4 protein-coding genes are annotated in these 19,605 nt (G+C 46.6%); 2 read left to right on the forward strand and 2 right to left on the reverse strand.

Annotation, left to right across the window (positions count from 1 at the left end; translation table 11 throughout):
* Positions 1 to 16: 16 nt before the first annotated feature.
* Positions 17 to 13,825 carry a hypothetical protein gene (locus tag LU290_RS01020; RefSeq protein ID WP_277808731.1) on the forward strand — a complete coding sequence of 4,603 codons (13,809 nt, stop codon included), beginning with the start codon at positions 17 to 19 and terminating at the stop codon, positions 13,823 to 13,825.
* 341 nt (positions 13,826 to 14,166) lie between these two features.
* Here LU290_RS01020 and LU290_RS01025 read toward each other — a convergent pair whose 3' ends face one another.
* Together LU290_RS01025 and betT are read right to left on the reverse strand one after the other, a co-directional pair.
* Positions 14,167 to 15,312, reverse strand: coding sequence for a Fic family protein (locus LU290_RS01025; protein WP_277808732.1), 1,146 nt, complete (start codon positions 15,310 to 15,312; stop codon positions 14,167 to 14,169).
* Positions 15,313 to 15,938: 626 nt separating this feature from the next.
* Complete coding sequence (betT, locus tag LU290_RS01030) at positions 15,939 to 17,957, reverse strand: choline BCCT transporter BetT (protein WP_277808733.1); 2,019 nt, start codon at positions 17,955 to 17,957, stop codon at positions 15,939 to 15,941.
* A 125-nt stretch (positions 17,958 to 18,082) separates the two neighbouring features.
* Here betT and betB point away from each other — a divergent pair, with 125 nt between their 5' ends.
* On the forward strand, positions 18,083 to 19,564 hold the full coding sequence (gene betB, locus LU290_RS01035) for a betaine-aldehyde dehydrogenase (RefSeq protein ID WP_277808734.1): 1,482 nt from the start codon (positions 18,083 to 18,085) through the stop codon (positions 19,562 to 19,564).
* Positions 19,565 to 19,605: the final 41 nt, after the last annotated feature.

Raw genomic sequence — 19,605 nt, forward strand, 5'->3', positions numbered from 1 at the left:
TAACAAAGGTAAAACCATGTCAAACATCGTATTAAAAGCCCACTCAGCCACCCAAACTTTGGGTGAAGTGGCTGTTACACAAGGTGCTGTAACCAAAGTTAAAGCACAAAGACAAGTTAACTACGAGCTACTAAACACCGAAACAGGTCGTGCACCTGACCACATCATCACCAAGCGTGTGGGTCAAGACCTACACATCAACCTAGACAAAGAAGGCAGGAATGATGACATCATCATCGAAGGCTACTATGACAACGCCGACGCTGCTCTAATCGGTCTGGCTGAAGACGGTCAATACTACTACTACATCCCAGACACTGGTGAAGTGGCTGACTATGTTACTCAGCTTGCCAATGGCGACATCGAAGGTCAGGCGCTGGGCGGTCAATCTTACATCGCTCCTTGGTGGATGGGCGCAACAGAAGCCAAAGCAGGCATCTTGCCTTGGCTAGTAGGTCTTGCTGCTGTTGGTGGCTTGGCTGCGTTGGCAAGCGGTAGTGATGATGACAAGTCAGCACCAGCTGACACTACCGCTCCAAGCGCACCTGTACTAACAGCTAACCCAGATGGTACCGTATCAGTTAAAGTACCTGCTGATGCCAATCCAAATGACACCGTTGTTGTAACTGTCCCACAAGACGATGGTACAACCGCTACTGTTACTTTAACCAAACAACCAGATGGTTCTTGGACTTCAGACAATCCTGATGTTGTACCAAACATCCCAGTAGGTCAAGACACAGCTGTTATCCCAGCTGACAAAGTTAAAGATGGCGAGCAAGTCACTGCAGTTGCCAAAGATCCAGCAGGCAATCAAAATGAAGCAGAAGCAGTAACTGCACAAACTCCAGCTGACACTACCGCTCCAAGCGCACCTGTACTAACAGCTAACCCAGATGGTACCGTATCAGTTAAAGTACCTGCTGATGCCAATCCAAATGACACCGTTGTTGTAACTGTCCCACAAGACGATGGTACAACCGCTACTGTTACTTTAACCAAACAACCAGATGGTTCTTGGACTTCAGACAATCCTGATGTTGTACCAAACATCCCAGTAGGTCAAGACACAGCTGTTATCCCAGCTGACAAAGTTAAAGATGGCGAGCAAGTCACTGCAGTTGCCAAAGATCCAGCAGGCAATCAAAATGAAGCAGAAGCAGTAACTGCACAAACTCCAGCTGACACTACCGCTCCAAGCGCACCTGTACTAACAGCTAACCCAGATGGTACCGTATCAGTTAAAGTACCTGCTGATGCCAATCCAAATGACACCGTTGTTGTAACTGTCCCACAAGACGATGGTACAACCGCTACTGTTACTTTAACCAAACAACCAGATGGTTCTTGGACTTCAGACAATCCTGATGTTGTACCAAACATCCCAGTAGGTCAAGACACAGCTGTTATCCCAGCTGACAAAGTTAAAGATGGCGAGCAAGTCACTGCAGTTGCCAAAGATCCAGCAGGCAATCAAAATGAAGCAGAAGCAGTAACTGCACAAACTCCAGCTGACACTACCGCTCCAAGCGCACCTGTACTAACAGCTAACCCAGATGGTACCGTATCAGTTAAAGTACCTGCTGATGCCAATCCAAATGACACCGTTGTTGTAACTGTCCCACAAGACGATGGTACAACCGCTACTGTTACTTTAACCAAACAACCAGATGGTTCTTGGACTTCAGACAATCCTGATGTTGTACCAAACATCCCAGTAGGTCAAGACACAGCTGTTATCCCAGCTGACAAAGTTAAAGATGGCGAGCAAGTCACTGCAGTTGCCAAAGATCCAGCAGGCAATCAAAATGAAGCAGAAGCAGTAACTGCACAAACTCCAGCTGACACTACCGCTCCAAGCGCACCTGTACTAACAGCTAACCCAGATGGTACCGTATCAGTTAAAGTACCTGCTGATGCCAATCCAAATGACACCGTTGTTGTAACTGTCCCACAAGACGATGGTACAACCGCTACTGTTACTTTAACCAAACAACCAGATGGTTCTTGGACTTCAGACAATCCTGATGTTGTACCAAACATCCCAGTAGGTCAAGACACAGCTGTTATCCCAGCTGACAAAGTTAAAGATGGCGAGCAAGTCACTGCAGTTGCCAAAGATCCAGCAGGCAATCAAAATGAAGCAGAAGCAGTAACTGCACAAACTCCAGCTGACACTACCGCTCCAAGCGCACCTGTACTAACAGCTAACCCAGATGGTACCGTATCAGTTAAAGTACCTGCTGATGCCAATCCAAATGACACCGTTGTTGTAACTGTCCCACAAGACGATGGTACAACCGCTACTGTTACTTTAACCAAACAACCAGATGGTTCTTGGACTTCAGACAATCCTGATGTTGTACCAAACATCCCAGTAGGTCAAGACACAGCTGTTATCCCAGCTGACAAAGTTAAAGATGGCGAGCAAGTCACTGCAGTTGCCAAAGATCCAGCAGGCAATCAAAATGAAGCAGAAGCAGTAACTGCACAAACTCCAGCTGACACTACCGCTCCAAGCGCACCTGTACTAACAGCTAACCCAGATGGTACCGTATCAGTTAAAGTACCTGCTGATGCCAATCCAAATGACACCGTTGTTGTAACTGTCCCACAAGACGATGGTACAACCGCTACTGTTACTTTAACCAAACAACCAGATGGTTCTTGGACTTCAGACAATCCTGATGTTGTACCAAACATCCCAGTAGGTCAAGACACAGCTGTTATCCCAGCTGACAAAGTTAAAGATGGCGAGCAAGTCACTGCAGTTGCCAAAGATCCAGCAGGCAATCAAAATGAAGCAGAAGCAGTAACTGCACAAACTCCAGCTGACACTACCGCTCCAAGCGCACCTGTACTAACAGCTAACCCAGATGGTACCGTATCAGTTAAAGTACCTGCTGATGCCAATCCAAATGACACCGTTGTTGTAACTGTCCCACAAGACGATGGTACAACCGCTACTGTTACTTTAACCAAACAACCAGATGGTTCTTGGACTTCAGACAATCCTGATGTTGTACCAAACATCCCAGTAGGTCAAGACACAGCTGTTATCCCAGCTGACAAAGTTAAAGATGGCGAGCAAGTCACTGCAGTTGCCAAAGATCCAGCAGGCAATCAAAATGAAGCAGAAGCAGTAACTGCACAAACTCCAGCTGACACTACCGCTCCAAGCGCACCTGTACTAACAGCTAACCCAGATGGTACCGTATCAGTTAAAGTACCTGCTGATGCCAATCCAAATGACACCGTTGTTGTAACTGTCCCACAAGACGATGGTACAACCGCTACTGTTACTTTAACCAAACAACCAGATGGTTCTTGGACTTCAGACAATCCTGATGTTGTACCAAACATCCCAGTAGGTCAAGACACAGCTGTTATCCCAGCTGACAAAGTTAAAGATGGCGAGCAAGTCACTGCAGTTGCCAAAGATCCAGCAGGCAATCAAAATGAAGCAGAAGCAGTAACTGCACAAACTCCAGCTGACACTACCGCTCCAAGCGCACCTGTACTAACAGCTAACCCAGATGGTACCGTATCAGTTAAAGTACCTGCTGATGCCAATCCAAATGACACCGTTGTTGTAACTGTCCCACAAGACGATGGTACAACCGCTACTGTTACTTTAACCAAACAACCAGATGGTTCTTGGACTTCAGACAATCCTGATGTTGTACCAAACATCCCAGTAGGTCAAGACACAGCTGTTATCCCAGCTGACAAAGTTAAAGATGGCGAGCAAGTCACTGCAGTTGCCAAAGATCCAGCAGGCAATCAAAATGAAGCAGAAGCAGTAACTGCACAAACTCCAGCTGACACTACCGCTCCAAGCGCACCTGTACTAACAGCTAACCCAGATGGTACCGTATCAGTTAAAGTACCTGCTGATGCCAATCCAAATGACACCGTTGTTGTAACTGTCCCACAAGACGATGGTACAACCGCTACTGTTACTTTAACCAAACAACCAGATGGTTCTTGGACTTCAGACAATCCTGATGTTGTACCAAACATCCCAGTAGGTCAAGACACAGCTGTTATCCCAGCTGACAAAGTTAAAGATGGCGAGCAAGTCACTGCAGTTGCCAAAGATCCAGCAGGCAATCAAAATGAAGCAGAAGCAGTAACTGCACAAACTCCAGCTGACACTACCGCTCCAAGCGCACCTGTACTAACAGCTAACCCAGATGGTACCGTATCAGTTAAAGTACCTGCTGATGCCAATCCAAATGACACCGTTGTTGTAACTGTCCCACAAGACGATGGTACAACCGCTACTGTTACTTTAACCAAACAACCAGATGGTTCTTGGACTTCAGACAATCCTGATGTTGTACCAAACATCCCAGTAGGTCAAGACACAGCTGTTATCCCAGCTGACAAAGTTAAAGATGGCGAGCAAGTCACTGCAGTTGCCAAAGATCCAGCAGGCAATCAAAATGAAGCAGAAGCAGTAACTGCACAAACTCCAGCTGACACTACCGCTCCAAGCGCACCTGTACTAACAGCTAACCCAGATGGTACCGTATCAGTTAAAGTACCTGCTGATGCCAATCCAAATGACACCGTTGTTGTAACTGTCCCACAAGACGATGGTACAACCGCTACTGTTACTTTAACCAAACAACCAGATGGTTCTTGGACTTCAGACAATCCTGATGTTGTACCAAACATCCCAGTAGGTCAAGACACAGCTGTTATCCCAGCTGACAAAGTTAAAGATGGCGAGCAAGTCACTGCAGTTGCCAAAGATCCAGCAGGCAATCAAAATGAAGCAGAAGCAGTAACTGCACAAACTCCAGCTGACACTACCGCTCCAAGCGCACCTGTACTAACAGCTAACCCAGATGGTACCGTATCAGTTAAAGTACCTGCTGATGCCAATCCAAATGACACCGTTGTTGTAACTGTCCCACAAGACGATGGTACAACCGCTACTGTTACTTTAACCAAACAACCAGATGGTTCTTGGACTTCAGACAATCCTGATGTTGTACCAAACATCCCAGTAGGTCAAGACACAGCTGTTATCCCAGCTGACAAAGTTAAAGATGGCGAGCAAGTCACTGCAGTTGCCAAAGATCCAGCAGGCAATCAAAATGAAGCAGAAGCAGTAACTGCACAAACTCCAGCTGACACTACCGCTCCAAGCGCACCTGTACTAACAGCTAACCCAGATGGTACCGTATCAGTTAAAGTACCTGCTGATGCCAATCCAAATGACACCGTTGTTGTAACTGTCCCACAAGACGATGGTACAACCGCTACTGTTACTTTAACCAAACAACCAGATGGTTCTTGGACTTCAGACAATCCTGATGTTGTACCAAACATCCCAGTAGGTCAAGACACAGCTGTTATCCCAGCTGACAAAGTTAAAGATGGCGAGCAAGTCACTGCAGTTGCCAAAGATCCAGCAGGCAATCAAAATGAAGCAGAAGCAGTAACTGCACAAACTCCAGCTGACACTACCGCTCCAAGCGCACCTGTACTAACAGCTAACCCAGATGGTACCGTATCAGTTAAAGTACCTGCTGATGCCAATCCAAATGACACCGTTGTTGTAACTGTCCCACAAGACGATGGTACAACCGCTACTGTTACTTTAACCAAACAACCAGATGGTTCTTGGACTTCAGACAATCCTGATGTTGTACCAAACATCCCAGTAGGTCAAGACACAGCTGTTATCCCAGCTGACAAAGTTAAAGATGGCGAGCAAGTCACTGCAGTTGCCAAAGATCCAGCAGGCAATCAAAATGAAGCAGAAGCAGTAACTGCACAAACTCCAGCTGACACTACCGCTCCAAGCGCACCTGTACTAACAGCTAACCCAGATGGTACCGTATCAGTTAAAGTACCTGCTGATGCCAATCCAAATGACACCGTTGTTGTAACTGTCCCACAAGACGATGGTACAACCGCTACTGTTACTTTAACCAAACAACCAGATGGTTCTTGGACTTCAGACAATCCTGATGTTGTACCAAACATCCCAGTAGGTCAAGACACAGCTGTTATCCCAGCTGACAAAGTTAAAGATGGCGAGCAAGTCACTGCAGTTGCCAAAGATCCAGCAGGCAATCAAAATGAAGCAGAAGCAGTAACTGCACAAACTCCAGCTGACACTACCGCTCCAAGCGCACCTGTACTAACAGCTAACCCAGATGGTACCGTATCAGTTAAAGTACCTGCTGATGCCAATCCAAATGACACCGTTGTTGTAACTGTCCCACAAGACGATGGTACAACCGCTACTGTTACTTTAACCAAACAACCAGATGGTTCTTGGACTTCAGACAATCCTGATGTTGTACCAAACATCCCAGTAGGTCAAGACACAGCTGTTATCCCAGCTGACAAAGTTAAAGATGGCGAGCAAGTCACTGCAGTTGCCAAAGATCCAGCAGGCAATCAAAATGAAGCAGAAGCAGTAACTGCACAAACTCCAGCTGACACTACCGCTCCAAGCGCACCTGTACTAACAGCTAACCCAGATGGTACCGTATCAGTTAAAGTACCTGCTGATGCCAATCCAAATGACACCGTTGTTGTAACTGTCCCACAAGACGATGGTACAACCGCTACTGTTACTTTAACCAAACAACCAGATGGTTCTTGGACTTCAGACAATCCTGATGTTGTACCAAACATCCCAGTAGGTCAAGACACAGCTGTTATCCCAGCTGACAAAGTTAAAGATGGCGAGCAAGTCACTGCAGTTGCCAAAGATCCAGCAGGCAATCAAAATGAAGCAGAAGCAGTAACTGCACAAACTCCAGCTGACACTACCGCTCCAAGCGCACCTGTACTAACAGCTAACCCAGATGGTACCGTATCAGTTAAAGTACCTGCTGATGCCAATCCAAATGACACCGTTGTTGTAACTGTCCCACAAGACGATGGTACAACCGCTACTGTTACTTTAACCAAACAACCAGATGGTTCTTGGACTTCAGACAATCCTGATGTTGTACCAAACATCCCAGTAGGTCAAGACACAGCTGTTATCCCAGCTGACAAAGTTAAAGATGGCGAGCAAGTCACTGCAGTTGCCAAAGATCCAGCAGGCAATCAAAATGAAGCAGAAGCAGTAACTGCACAAACTCCAGCTGACACTACCGCTCCAAGCGCACCTGTACTAACAGCTAACCCAGATGGTACCGTATCAGTTAAAGTACCTGCTGATGCCAATCCAAATGACACCGTTGTTGTAACTGTCCCACAAGACGATGGTACAACCGCTACTGTTACTTTAACCAAACAACCAGATGGTTCTTGGACTTCAGACAATCCTGATGTTGTACCAAACATCCCAGTAGGTCAAGACACAGCTGTTATCCCAGCTGACAAAGTTAAAGATGGCGAGCAAGTCACTGCAGTTGCCAAAGATCCAGCAGGCAATCAAAATGAAGCAGAAGCAGTAACTGCACAAACTCCAGCTGACACTACCGCTCCAAGCGCACCTGTACTAACAGCTAACCCAGATGGTACCGTATCAGTTAAAGTACCTGCTGATGCCAATCCAAATGACACCGTTGTTGTAACTGTCCCACAAGACGATGGTACAACCGCTACTGTTACTTTAACCAAACAACCAGATGGTTCTTGGACTTCAGACAATCCTGATGTTGTACCAAACATCCCAGTAGGTCAAGACACAGCTGTTATCCCAGCTGACAAAGTTAAAGATGGCGAGCAAGTCACTGCAGTTGCCAAAGATCCAGCAGGCAATCAAAATGAAGCAGAAGCAGTAACTGCACAAACTCCAGCTGACACTACCGCTCCAAGCGCACCTGTACTAACAGCTAACCCAGATGGTACCGTATCAGTTAAAGTACCTGCTGATGCCAATCCAAATGACACCGTTGTTGTAACTGTCCCACAAGACGATGGTACAACCGCTACTGTTACTTTAACCAAACAACCAGATGGTTCTTGGACTTCAGACAATCCTGATGTTGTACCAAACATCCCAGTAGGTCAAGACACAGCTGTTATCCCAGCTGACAAAGTTAAAGATGGCGAGCAAGTCACTGCAGTTGCCAAAGATCCAGCAGGCAATCAAAATGAAGCAGAAGCAGTAACTGCACAAACTCCAGCTGACACTACCGCTCCAAGCGCACCTGTACTAACAGCTAACCCAGATGGTACCGTATCAGTTAAAGTACCTGCTGATGCCAATCCAAATGACACCGTTGTTGTAACTGTCCCACAAGACGATGGTACAACCGCTACTGTTACTTTAACCAAACAACCAGATGGTTCTTGGACTTCAGACAATCCTGATGTTGTACCAAACATCCCAGTAGGTCAAGACACAGCTGTTATCCCAGCTGACAAAGTTAAAGATGGCGAGCAAGTCACTGCAGTTGCCAAAGATCCAGCAGGCAATCAAAATGAAGCAGAAGCAGTAACTGCACAAACTCCAGCTGACACTACCGCTCCAAGCGCACCTGTACTAACAGCTAACCCAGATGGTACCGTATCAGTTAAAGTACCTGCTGATGCCAATCCAAATGACACCGTTGTTGTAACTGTCCCACAAGACGATGGTACAACCGCTACTGTTACTTTAACCAAACAACCAGATGGTTCTTGGACTTCAGACAATCCTGATGTTGTACCAAACATCCCAGTAGGTCAAGACACAGCTGTTATCCCAGCTGACAAAGTTAAAGATGGCGAGCAAGTCACTGCAGTTGCCAAAGATCCAGCAGGCAATCAAAATGAAGCAGAAGCAGTAACTGCACAAACTCCAGCTGACACTACCGCTCCAAGCGCACCTGTACTAACAGCTAACCCAGATGGTACCGTATCAGTTAAAGTACCTGCTGATGCCAATCCAAATGACACCGTTGTTGTAACTGTCCCACAAGACGATGGTACAACCGCTACTGTTACTTTAACCAAACAACCAGATGGTTCTTGGACTTCAGACAATCCTGATGTTGTACCAAACATCCCAGTAGGTCAAGACACAGCTGTTATCCCAGCTGACAAAGTTAAAGATGGCGAGCAAGTCACTGCAGTTGCCAAAGATCCAGCAGGCAATCAAAATGAAGCAGAAGCAGTAACTGCACAAACTCCAGCTGACACTACCGCTCCAAGCGCACCTGTACTAACAGCTAACCCAGATGGTACCGTATCAGTTAAAGTACCTGCTGATGCCAATCCAAATGACACCGTTGTTGTAACTGTCCCACAAGACGATGGTACAACCGCTACTGTTACTTTAACCAAACAACCAGATGGTTCTTGGACTTCAGACAATCCTGATGTTGTACCAAACATCCCAGTAGGTCAAGACACAGCTGTTATCCCAGCTGACAAAGTTAAAGATGGCGAGCAAGTCACTGCAGTTGCCAAAGATCCAGCAGGCAATCAAAATGAAGCAGAAGCAGTAACTGCACAAACTCCAGCTGACACTACCGCTCCAAGCGCACCTGTACTAACAGCTAACCCAGATGGTACCGTATCAGTTAAAGTACCTGCTGATGCCAATCCAAATGACACCGTTGTTGTAACTGTCCCACAAGACGATGGTACAACCGCTACTGTTACTTTAACCAAACAACCAGATGGTTCTTGGACTTCAGACAATCCTGATGTTGTACCAAACATCCCAGTAGGTCAAGACACAGCTGTTATCCCAGCTGACAAAGTTAAAGATGGCGAGCAAGTCACTGCAGTTGCCAAAGATCCAGCAGGCAATCAAAATGAAGCAGAAGCAGTAACTGCACAAACTCCAGCTGACACTACCGCTCCAAGCGCACCTGTACTAACAGCTAACCCAGATGGTACCGTATCAGTTAAAGTACCTGCTGATGCCAATCCAAATGACACCGTTGTTGTAACTGTCCCACAAGACGATGGTACAACCGCTACTGTTACTTTAACCAAACAACCAGATGGTTCTTGGACTTCAGACAATCCTGATGTTGTACCAAACATCCCAGTAGGTCAAGACACAGCTGTTATCCCAGCTGACAAAGTTAAAGATGGCGAGCAAGTCACTGCAGTTGCCAAAGATCCAGCAGGCAATCAAAATGAAGCAGAAGCAGTAACTGCACAAACTCCAGCTGACACTACCGCTCCAAGCGCACCTGTACTAACAGCTAACCCAGATGGTACCGTATCAGTTAAAGTACCTGCTGATGCCAATCCAAATGACACCGTTGTTGTAACTGTCCCACAAGACGATGGTACAACCGCTACTGTTACTTTAACCAAACAACCAGATGGTTCTTGGACTTCAGACAATCCTGATGTTGTACCAAACATCCCAGTAGGTCAAGACACAGCTGTTATCCCAGCTGACAAAGTTAAAGATGGCGAGCAAGTCACTGCAGTTGCCAAAGATCCAGCAGGCAATCAAAATGAAGCAGAAGCAGTAACTGCACAAACTCCAGCTGACACTACCGCTCCAAGCGCACCTGTACTAACAGCTAACCCAGATGGTACCGTATCAGTTAAAGTACCTGCTGATGCCAATCCAAATGACACCGTTGTTGTAACTGTCCCACAAGACGATGGTACAACCGCTACTGTTACTTTAACCAAACAACCAGATGGTTCTTGGACTTCAGACAATCCTGATGTTGTACCAAACATCCCAGTAGGTCAAGACACAGCTGTTATCCCAGCTGACAAAGTTAAAGATGGCGAGCAAGTCACTGCAGTTGCCAAAGATCCAGCAGGCAATCAAAATGAAGCAGAAGCAGTAACTGCACAAACTCCAGCTGACACTACCGCTCCAAGCGCACCTGTACTAACAGCTAACCCAGATGGTACCGTATCAGTTAAAGTACCTGCTGATGCCAATCCAAATGACACCGTTGTTGTAACTGTCCCACAAGACGATGGTACAACCGCTACTGTTACTTTAACCAAACAACCAGATGGTTCTTGGACTTCAGACAATCCTGATGTTGTACCAAACATCCCAGTAGGTCAAGACACAGCTGTTATCCCAGCTGACAAAGTTAAAGATGGCGAGCAAGTCACTGCAGTTGCCAAAGATCCAGCAGGCAATCAAAATGAAGCAGAAGCAGTAACTGCACAAACTCCAGCTGACACTACGCCACCATCAGCACCAACAGTAGAAATCGTAGGTGCAAAAGAAGATCGCAAGATCAACCCTGTCGATTTGGATGCAGACGGTAAAGTAACTGTTAAAGTTACACCGCCTGCAGACGCAGAAGTGGGCGATACTGTCACTGTAACAGGTCCTAACGGTCAAACTGTAACCGTACCTCTAGAAGACAAGGACGGCGACGGTACACCAGATCCTGTGGAAGTGAAAATCACCCCAGCGCCTGAAGGTGAAGAAACTAAAGTTACTGCAATCGTAACCGATAAAGCCAATAATCCATCTCAACCTGCTGAAGCTACAGCGGATACCGACACCAAAGTCCCTGGCGACTCAGACGGCGACGGCGTTGCTGACGATGCTGGTAAGCCACAAGTTGTGATTGCTGACGGCGATGATGGCAACATCAACCCTGCTGATGTTGATGAAGATGGTAAAGTTAATGCAACAGTTACTTTCCCAGCTGACTCAGGCTACTCAGTAGGCGATACCGTTAAGATCACAGACCAAGACGGTAACACTGTTCTTGAGCGTCCATTAACTCAAGAAGACCTTGACAACGGCATCACTGTTGCAGTAACCCCAGCAGCAGAAGGTGAAGACACTGTTGTTACTGCGGTAGTCACTGATGCAGAAGGCAACAGCTCAACTGAAGGTCAAGACACTTCGGTTACGGATTTAGTAGTTGAACCAGCTACCCAAATCCTACCGAATTCAGTGAAAATGGCTGATAACTTGACCGACGAGACACCAGATGCTGTGTCTTTCTATCCAAACGAAGATGAGACACCTTATGTAGGTGAAATTGCCAGCGTAGCAGGTGATGACTACAATACTGCACTTAGCTTGGATACAGGTCTGACGAACGATACGACACCTGAGCTGTCTTTCTCATTAGACAATCCTTTGGCTGATGGTCAAAGCGTGGAAGTGGTTCGCTATGTCGTTGTTAATGGCACACGAGCCATTGCTGAATCAATTACAGCGACCTCTACAGATAACAAAAACTTTACCTTTACCGACAATCTAGAGCAAACTTATGGCACAGACTATGAGTATGTCATTCAGCTTAAAGAAGGTGATGACATTCTAAATGAGCAGTCGCATAAAGTTCGTCTAGATACGATGGTTGAGCCGATGCAGGTTACTAATGCAACCTTTAATGATAATACAGGCGCAGCCACCGTTGTCTTCACTGCTCGTGAAAACTCGGAAGTAGGCGGTACTGTTACTGCTAAGTACACCGCTGGTGGTCGTGAGCAAGAGGTAATTGCTACTGATGATGGCACGGGTAACTACACGCTTGATCTACAAGGCTTTAACCGTAAAGATCCAGCTGGTATTGAGCTGACCATCGTCGATGCAGCGGGTAACATTACCACGCAAAAAGTGAACTTTATCCGCAACTTGTTCAGTGATTACAATCTAGAGCAAGGTCCAGATACGACAGCGAACACCTTTGATGATGCGAACCGCTTGTTACCAAGACAGCAAACCTCAGCCGCAGATGAGACAGCAATCAAAGCCACTGACGGCAACGACACTCTGATTGTTGGTCTTGAGCAGTTCGGTGGATTCGGTGCGTTAAATGGCTCTTTGGCTGATGAAGGCGGTATGGTAAATCCACGCACATTGCTGGTAGATACTGGTGCTGGCGATGACTTTATCCATCTGCGTGGTGCTTTCCAAGGCTTGGAGCGTAAAACATCTCAAGTCCTAATGGGCGAGGGTAACGACAAGCTACAAGTCGATGATAACTTGGTTGCTTATATTGCAAATCCGCAGTTTAGAGTTGATATGGGTAATGGTGACAACATCATTCACCTTAAAGGCTTTGTTGCATTGACGATGAACAGTAATGTGACATTTGGTGATGGTGATGACTTATTCATCATTGGTTCAAACTTCAATGGTCGTAAGACTGTGGACTTTGGTGAGGGTAATAATACCTTACAGATCGGTGGTTATCTAGCTAATGGTGGCAACTTGCAATCAAGTAGCATTACTTTCGGTGCTGGCAATGATGTGATGACTGTCAGCTCTAATGTGGATAATGTCCAAACCACCATCAACCTAGGCGATGGTAATAACTACTATGAAGTAGGGGGCGATCAGCGTACTGCTACCGTGATCAGCGGTGCTGGTGATGATATTGTATTGATCAAAGGTGGCTTAGCATACGGCGGTAACCTAGGTGCAACTACCAACACCAACAGTATCTCAACTGGTGCGGGCAATGATGATGTAACCATCGTTGGTCAGTCATATCGTGGCTTGATCGACTTGGGTGAAGGTGATGATACCCTGACCATTGGTAAAGTGTATCTAGACTCTAACCCAAATCAGCTACAATTCAATGGCGGCGAGGGTAATGACACCATCAACCTAATCGCAGGTGCTGAAGAGTACTCAATGCGTACCATCAAGAACTTTGAGACAGTGGATATGACTGGCAACGGGCAACAAACCCTACGCGTTGAGATCAATCATCTGCTTGAAATGGATGGTAATACTGAGCTATTCATCAAAGGTGATGCCGAGGATATCGTTAAGCTGGGTACTGCTAACAACAACCTAAACGACAGCTTGACTGGCACTGGGCGTGTAGTTTGGGCACCTGTTGCGGCGGAAAATAAAGTGGTTGATGGCATTACTTATGAAGCCTACACCATCACCCAAACGAACGAATGGGTATATATCCAACAAGGCGTTCAAGTCATCTAATTTTAGCTGACTTTACAAATCAAGCAACACAAAACCACCCCCGAGTTCGGGGGTGGTTTTTTTTGATGGGTTTGTTTTGTGTGTATGTCAAATCATTGTGGCGGTGCTGAATTGATGGGGGTGATTGCGTATGGGGCGAATGTGTTGTATAGGGGCGAATATTATTCGCCCCTACGATCAAACCTTAAATGCAAGTTCGTTTGTAGGGGCTAATTGCAATTAGCCCCTACAATTAAAATCCCAAATGTCATGCGATAGGTAGGGACGAAACATTTTTCGCCCCTACGACCATCAACCTGCTTTAAGAGTAAAACATTTTTTCGCCCCTGTGTGCAGTCTTGCTATTCCAAACCACCGATAAAGCCATGATTTCTCAATGATTCAATGATGCCCCGTATCAGGTAAGATTGACCAAAATTGGGAATGTACACCCTTGCATTTGGCTCGATGGGCTGTAAAAACTTATTATTTAACAGTTGTCTGATCTTATAAGTTCGTTGATTGGCGTTTAAATTGGGGAAGAGTCTCTGAATGTCGCCTGACTTTAAGCCATCGCTTTCAGTCGCTAGGCGAAGGATTTTGGCTTCGTCTGCTGTGATGTGCGCTCGGCGAACAGAGTATTCAATGGCGGGAAGTAGGATATTTTTGTTCAAAAATTCTTTGGCGGTCAGCTTATCAACTTTTTTTAGCTCTGATGAAATGCCAGACAATACATAAGTGCACCAAGTCTCAAGGCTGCCATCATCTCCCTTATCTGCACAGGACAGCATTTCATAATATTTATTTCTATCTGTGCAAAAGACCGTTGTGGGGTTTAGCACTCGACCGCCAGTTTGCACATTAAACCCATATTTTACAAGCAATGCATAAGTCAGCAGCCGCACGGTTCTCCCATTGCCGTTTGAAAATGGATGTATCCAGCCAAATCGATGATGCACCAAGGCAATTTTCATCAGATCGTATTTGGGTTTGTCTTTATTATTAATAAAATCTACCAATTCTTGCATATACATAGGCACATCTATCGGATTGGGTGGTAGGTGATCTGATTGTGCGATTCTGACATGACCGGTGCGGTATTGCCCTGGGGTTCGATCACCTTCTCTAACTAAGCCATCAACGGTCAATTGATGCAGTTTGCGGATAAACGCCTCTGAAATATCATCGCCATCTTGCAAGCTGTCGTCAATAAAGTGCATGGCTTGTTCGATGTTTTTGATTTCATCAATGTGCTCAGAATTTTGATCCTCATCGGTCAGATGGCTTTCGACATAATCCGCCAAAGTCGTATGATTGCCTTCAATCCTAGCCGAACCTAGACTCTCTAGCATATGAAAAATATTTTTAAGTTGCAAAAATATCGAAGGGTTGACATCTGTTTGTAATTGCAGATTGCGTAATTTTTCCAGCTCTGTCAAAACATCTATCAAATCACTGTCAAAGCATGGGTTTAAAAGTTTGAGTGTAAAATGTTGAAACGCTGCCATCTTTATCTGCCATAAAAATAATTTTTGAGCTTGGTTGTTGGTTGTAGGTAGATGCCGCCAGCACAACATATGGCGGTTTGATTGGAAATTTGCATACTTACCAAAAAATCAATTATAAAGCAAATGCATGAAATAAGACAGTGAATTATCTCATGTGGTGATGATTGTTATCTTGAACGGTGCAAATCATTATCTTGAAAAACAAAAATTTATAAGTGAAAAAAATATAAAAAATATATTAAATATCAAATAGATGGAAATAAGATGAATAAAATATTATATTGAATGGTGTTGGGCGTTATCTTGAATAACGCACATTAAAAATTTGAAAAATATTCACAGATTGGCGGCGGTCTGATTGCAGATAGTGGCAAAAATTTTTCGCCCTGTGGACGGTTGGTAATGTTTTTAAAAACAGTTGAACGATTGTGGGGGTGTGTTTTTAAGGGCAAATATTAAGGGCGAATATTATTCGCCCCTACGGGTAAAACCTTAAATGCAAGTTCGTTTGTAGGGGCTAATTGCAATTAGGGCGAATATTATTCGCCCCTACGATTAAAATCCCAAATATCATGTGATATGTAGGGGTGAAAGATTTTCCGCCCCTACGGCGATGAGCTTACAGATTATTCATCAAAAATCGGACGGTTGCCTGGTGTTTCACGGTTGATGTGCAAGAAGGCACGGTGACGCTCGTATTTGTCCAAGATGTCATTGATGACCTGTTCTTTGGTGTAGCCTGACAGATCATTGCCCTGCAAGCCATCAAACAGCATGGTTTCTAGCCGATAGTATTCGTCCTGTGCCTCTGGCACGATGGGGCGCATCGGCACAGGGTAGGCGATGGGGTGAATGCCGTAGATGAAGTTGTGCTCTTTTTCATAAGCGATTTCAAGCTGGATCTGATACAGTCCTGATATGGCGTCTGGTGTCTGGGTGAGCTGCATGGACAGACCCTTATTCGCCAGCTCATCCGCCACCGCTTGTAAGGCAGGCAGGCAGACGCTGTCTAGTGTCTGAGCTGTCGTCTGGCGGTCAGGGTAGGCGGTGATGCGGTCAAGGCGCGCTTGCCAATTGTGGATGTCCACATTGCCTGCCACAGGAGCGGCGTGTATCTGAGTTGATGCCTCACGAAAGTCTTCTAGGCGCAAGGATTTGAACAAACCTGCCATCACAAAAAACATCACAAAGCTGAACGGCAAACCCATGATGATGGTGGCTTTTTGCAGTGCCGTGATGCCGTCTGTCATCAGCATGGCGATGGTCAGGCAGCCGAGCGCAACTGCCCAAAACACTCGGTTCCAAGTCGGTGGTAGGGCGCTGTTGTCTTGGCTTTTGTAGCTAAAACTACTGAGCACCAGCGCCCCTGAGTCTGCCGAAGTCACATAAAACAAAAATCCTGAGATGAACGCCACCACTGCCGTCACCCCAAACCAAGGGTAAAACGACAGCAGCTCCATAAAACCAATCTCAGGACGCTCGGTGACCTTCTGTGCAAAGTCCAGATTGCCCGCAAACACCAGATCCAGTGCACTGTTGCCCATGATTGACAGCCACACCAGCGTAAACATGAACGGAATGGACAAAGCACCCACCACAAACTGACGAATGGTGCGACCCTTAGAAATCTGCGCCAAAAACAGCCCAACAAATGGCGACCATGCGATCCACCATGCCCAGAAAAACAGCGTCCAGTCTTGCACCCATTGCTGCTGCTCAGGTGACTGATGATAAGCAAAGGTGTCTAAGGTCAAAGAAGGAAAACGGCTTAGGTAGTCGCCGACATTGAGCACGATGGCGTTTAACAAAAATTCCATATTGCCCAAAAACAGCACAAACAGCATCAGTCCGATGGCAAAATAAATGTTCAATTCTGACAGGATTTTGATGCCTTTTGAGATGCCTGTGGTGGCAGAGATGATGGTCAATATCACCGCCAAGACGATGAGCAGCGTCTGCCACACCAAACCTTCTGGCACACCCAAGATGATGTGTAGTCCGTAGTTGAGCTGCACCACGCCGATACCGCAGGTGGTGGCGATGCCAAAGACCGCACCCAAGATCGCCGCCACATCCACCGCATTGCCAGCGGCGCCGTTGATCTTTTTGCCGATCATCGGATAAAGTGCCGAGCGGATTGATAAGGGCAGATTATAGCGATAGGCGAAGTAGCCTAGCGCAATGCCGATGAGTGCGTACATCGACCAGCCAGTGATGCCATAGTGAAAGATTGTCCACATCAGCGCCTCTCGTGCCGCTTGCACGCTTTGACCCTCGATGAGTGGTGGATTCATGTACTGCATGATGGGCTCTGCCACCGAAAAGAACATGAGATCGATGCCGATTCCTGCGGCAAACAGCATCGCCGACCAGCTCAAAAGGCTGTATTCTGGCTGCGAGTGCTTGGGTCCAAGCTTGATGTCGCCATAGCGAGAAAACGCCAAAAACAGCACAAAAATGATGCACACACTGGCGGTGAAAAAATAATACCAGCCAAAGGTATGGCTGACCCAGTTTAGAGTGATGTCCAAGATGGTCGATGCTGAGTCGTTAAACAGCATCGTGTACAAACTAAAAAATAAAATGATTGCCGATGAGGTGAAAAACACCATTTTATTCAATCGGATGATTGGATTGGTTTCCATGTGTACTCTCGGTGGTTTTGGGTAATGTGATTAAATTTATATTAAAAATCAAGGATTTGTGAAATTATTAAAAGTTTGTTATCATAGCCTAGTTTTGTATTGTAAGCAACATCGGAGTGACAGTTTTGAAAAATTTGGAAAAATTATACATTCACGGTGGCTATGTCGATGCCACCAGCAATGAGACCTTTGACACCATCAACCCTGCCACAGGCGAGGTGTTATCAAGCGTACAAAGTGCTAGCCTTGCTGACATCGACAAGGCGGTGGCGAGCGCCAAAGAAGGACAAAAAGTCTGGGCGGCGATGACTGCGGTGGAGCGTAGCCGCATTCTGTTGAAAGCGGTGGCGATTTTGCGTGAGCGCAATGACGAGCTTGCCAAGCTTGAAACCGCTGACACAGGCAAGGCGTACTCTGAGACTCAGGCGGTGGACATCGTCACAGGTGCTGATGTGTTGGAATACTATGCAGGGCTTGCTACCAGCATCGAAGGCATTCAAGTGCCACTTCGTGAGACCAGTTTTGTTTATACACGCCGTGAACCGCTTGGCGTGGTGGTGGGCATCGGTGCGTGGAATTATCCCATTCAGATCGCCCTTTGGAAGTCTGCCCCTGCTTTGGCAGCGGGCAATGCGATGATCTTTAAGCCAAGCGAAATCACGCCTTTGACCGCTTCGAAACTTGCCGAGATCTACACCGAGGCTGGTGTGCCTGATGGCGTGTTCAATGTCGTGCAAGGCGGCGGCGAGGTCGGTGCTTATCTGAGCGAGCATCCAGAGATTGCCAAGATTTCTTTTACTGGCAGCGTGCCGACTGGCAAAAAAGTGATGGCAACGGCAGCCAGTTCATCGCTTAAAGAAGTGACGATGGAGCTTGGCGGCAAATCTCCGCTCATCATCTGTGACGATGCCGACATCGACTTGGCGGCGGACATTGCGATGATGGCAAATTTTTATAGCACAGGTCAAGTCTGCACCAACGGCACACGGGTCTTTGTACCAAAGACATTAAAAGACAAGTTTGAACAGGCGATCGTCCACCGCTTACAGTTTGTGAGACTGGGCGACCCCACCGACCCTGCCACCAACATGGGACCTTTGGCAAGCTTTGCCCACATGGATAAAGTCCTAGATTACATCGAGCAAGGCAAAAAGGCAGGAGCGAGAGTCTTGGCAGGCGGCGAGCGCTTTACTCAGACGGTGGGCGGCTTTGACTGCGGTAAAGGGGCGTTTGTCGCACCGACTGTGTTCACCGACTGCACTGATGAGATGAGCATCGTCACCGATGAGATCTTTGGACCTGTGATGAGCATCTTGGCTTATGATGAGCTTGATGAGGTGATAGAGCGTGCCAATGCCACCACCTTTGGACTGGCAGGCGGCGTGGTGACAAAAGATCTAAGCACCGCTCATCGTGTGGTGCATCGCTTGGAGGCGGGCATCTGCTGGATCAACACATGGGGCGAGTCGGACGCCAAAATGCCTGTGGGCGGCTATAAGCAGTCAGGCATTGGTCGTGAAAACGGCATCAGCACGCTAGAACACTACACCCAGATCAAGTCGGTGCAGGTGGAGATGGGACAGTTTGCTTCGGTGTTTAGCGAGTAATAGCAGTAAATATAGTAAATTCTATTCAAAACCAAACAAAG

It is taken from the genome of Moraxella nasibovis, from assembly GCF_029581575.1.
In the GTDB taxonomy this organism is placed as follows: domain Bacteria; phylum Pseudomonadota; class Gammaproteobacteria; order Pseudomonadales; family Moraxellaceae; genus Moraxella; species Moraxella nasibovis.

Excerpts from the sequence above, each read along its gene's own strand:
- LU290_RS01025 (WP_277808732.1), bottom strand. The coding sequence starts at position 15,312 with ATGGCAGCGTTTCAACATTTTACACTCAAACTTTTAAACCCATGCTTT.
- betT (WP_277808733.1), bottom strand. The coding sequence starts at position 17,957 with ATGGAAACCAATCCAATCATCCGATTGAATAAAATGGTGTTTTTCACC.
- LU290_RS01020 (WP_277808731.1), top strand. The coding sequence starts at position 17 with ATGTCAAACATCGTATTAAAAGCCCACTCAGCCACCCAAACTTTGGGT.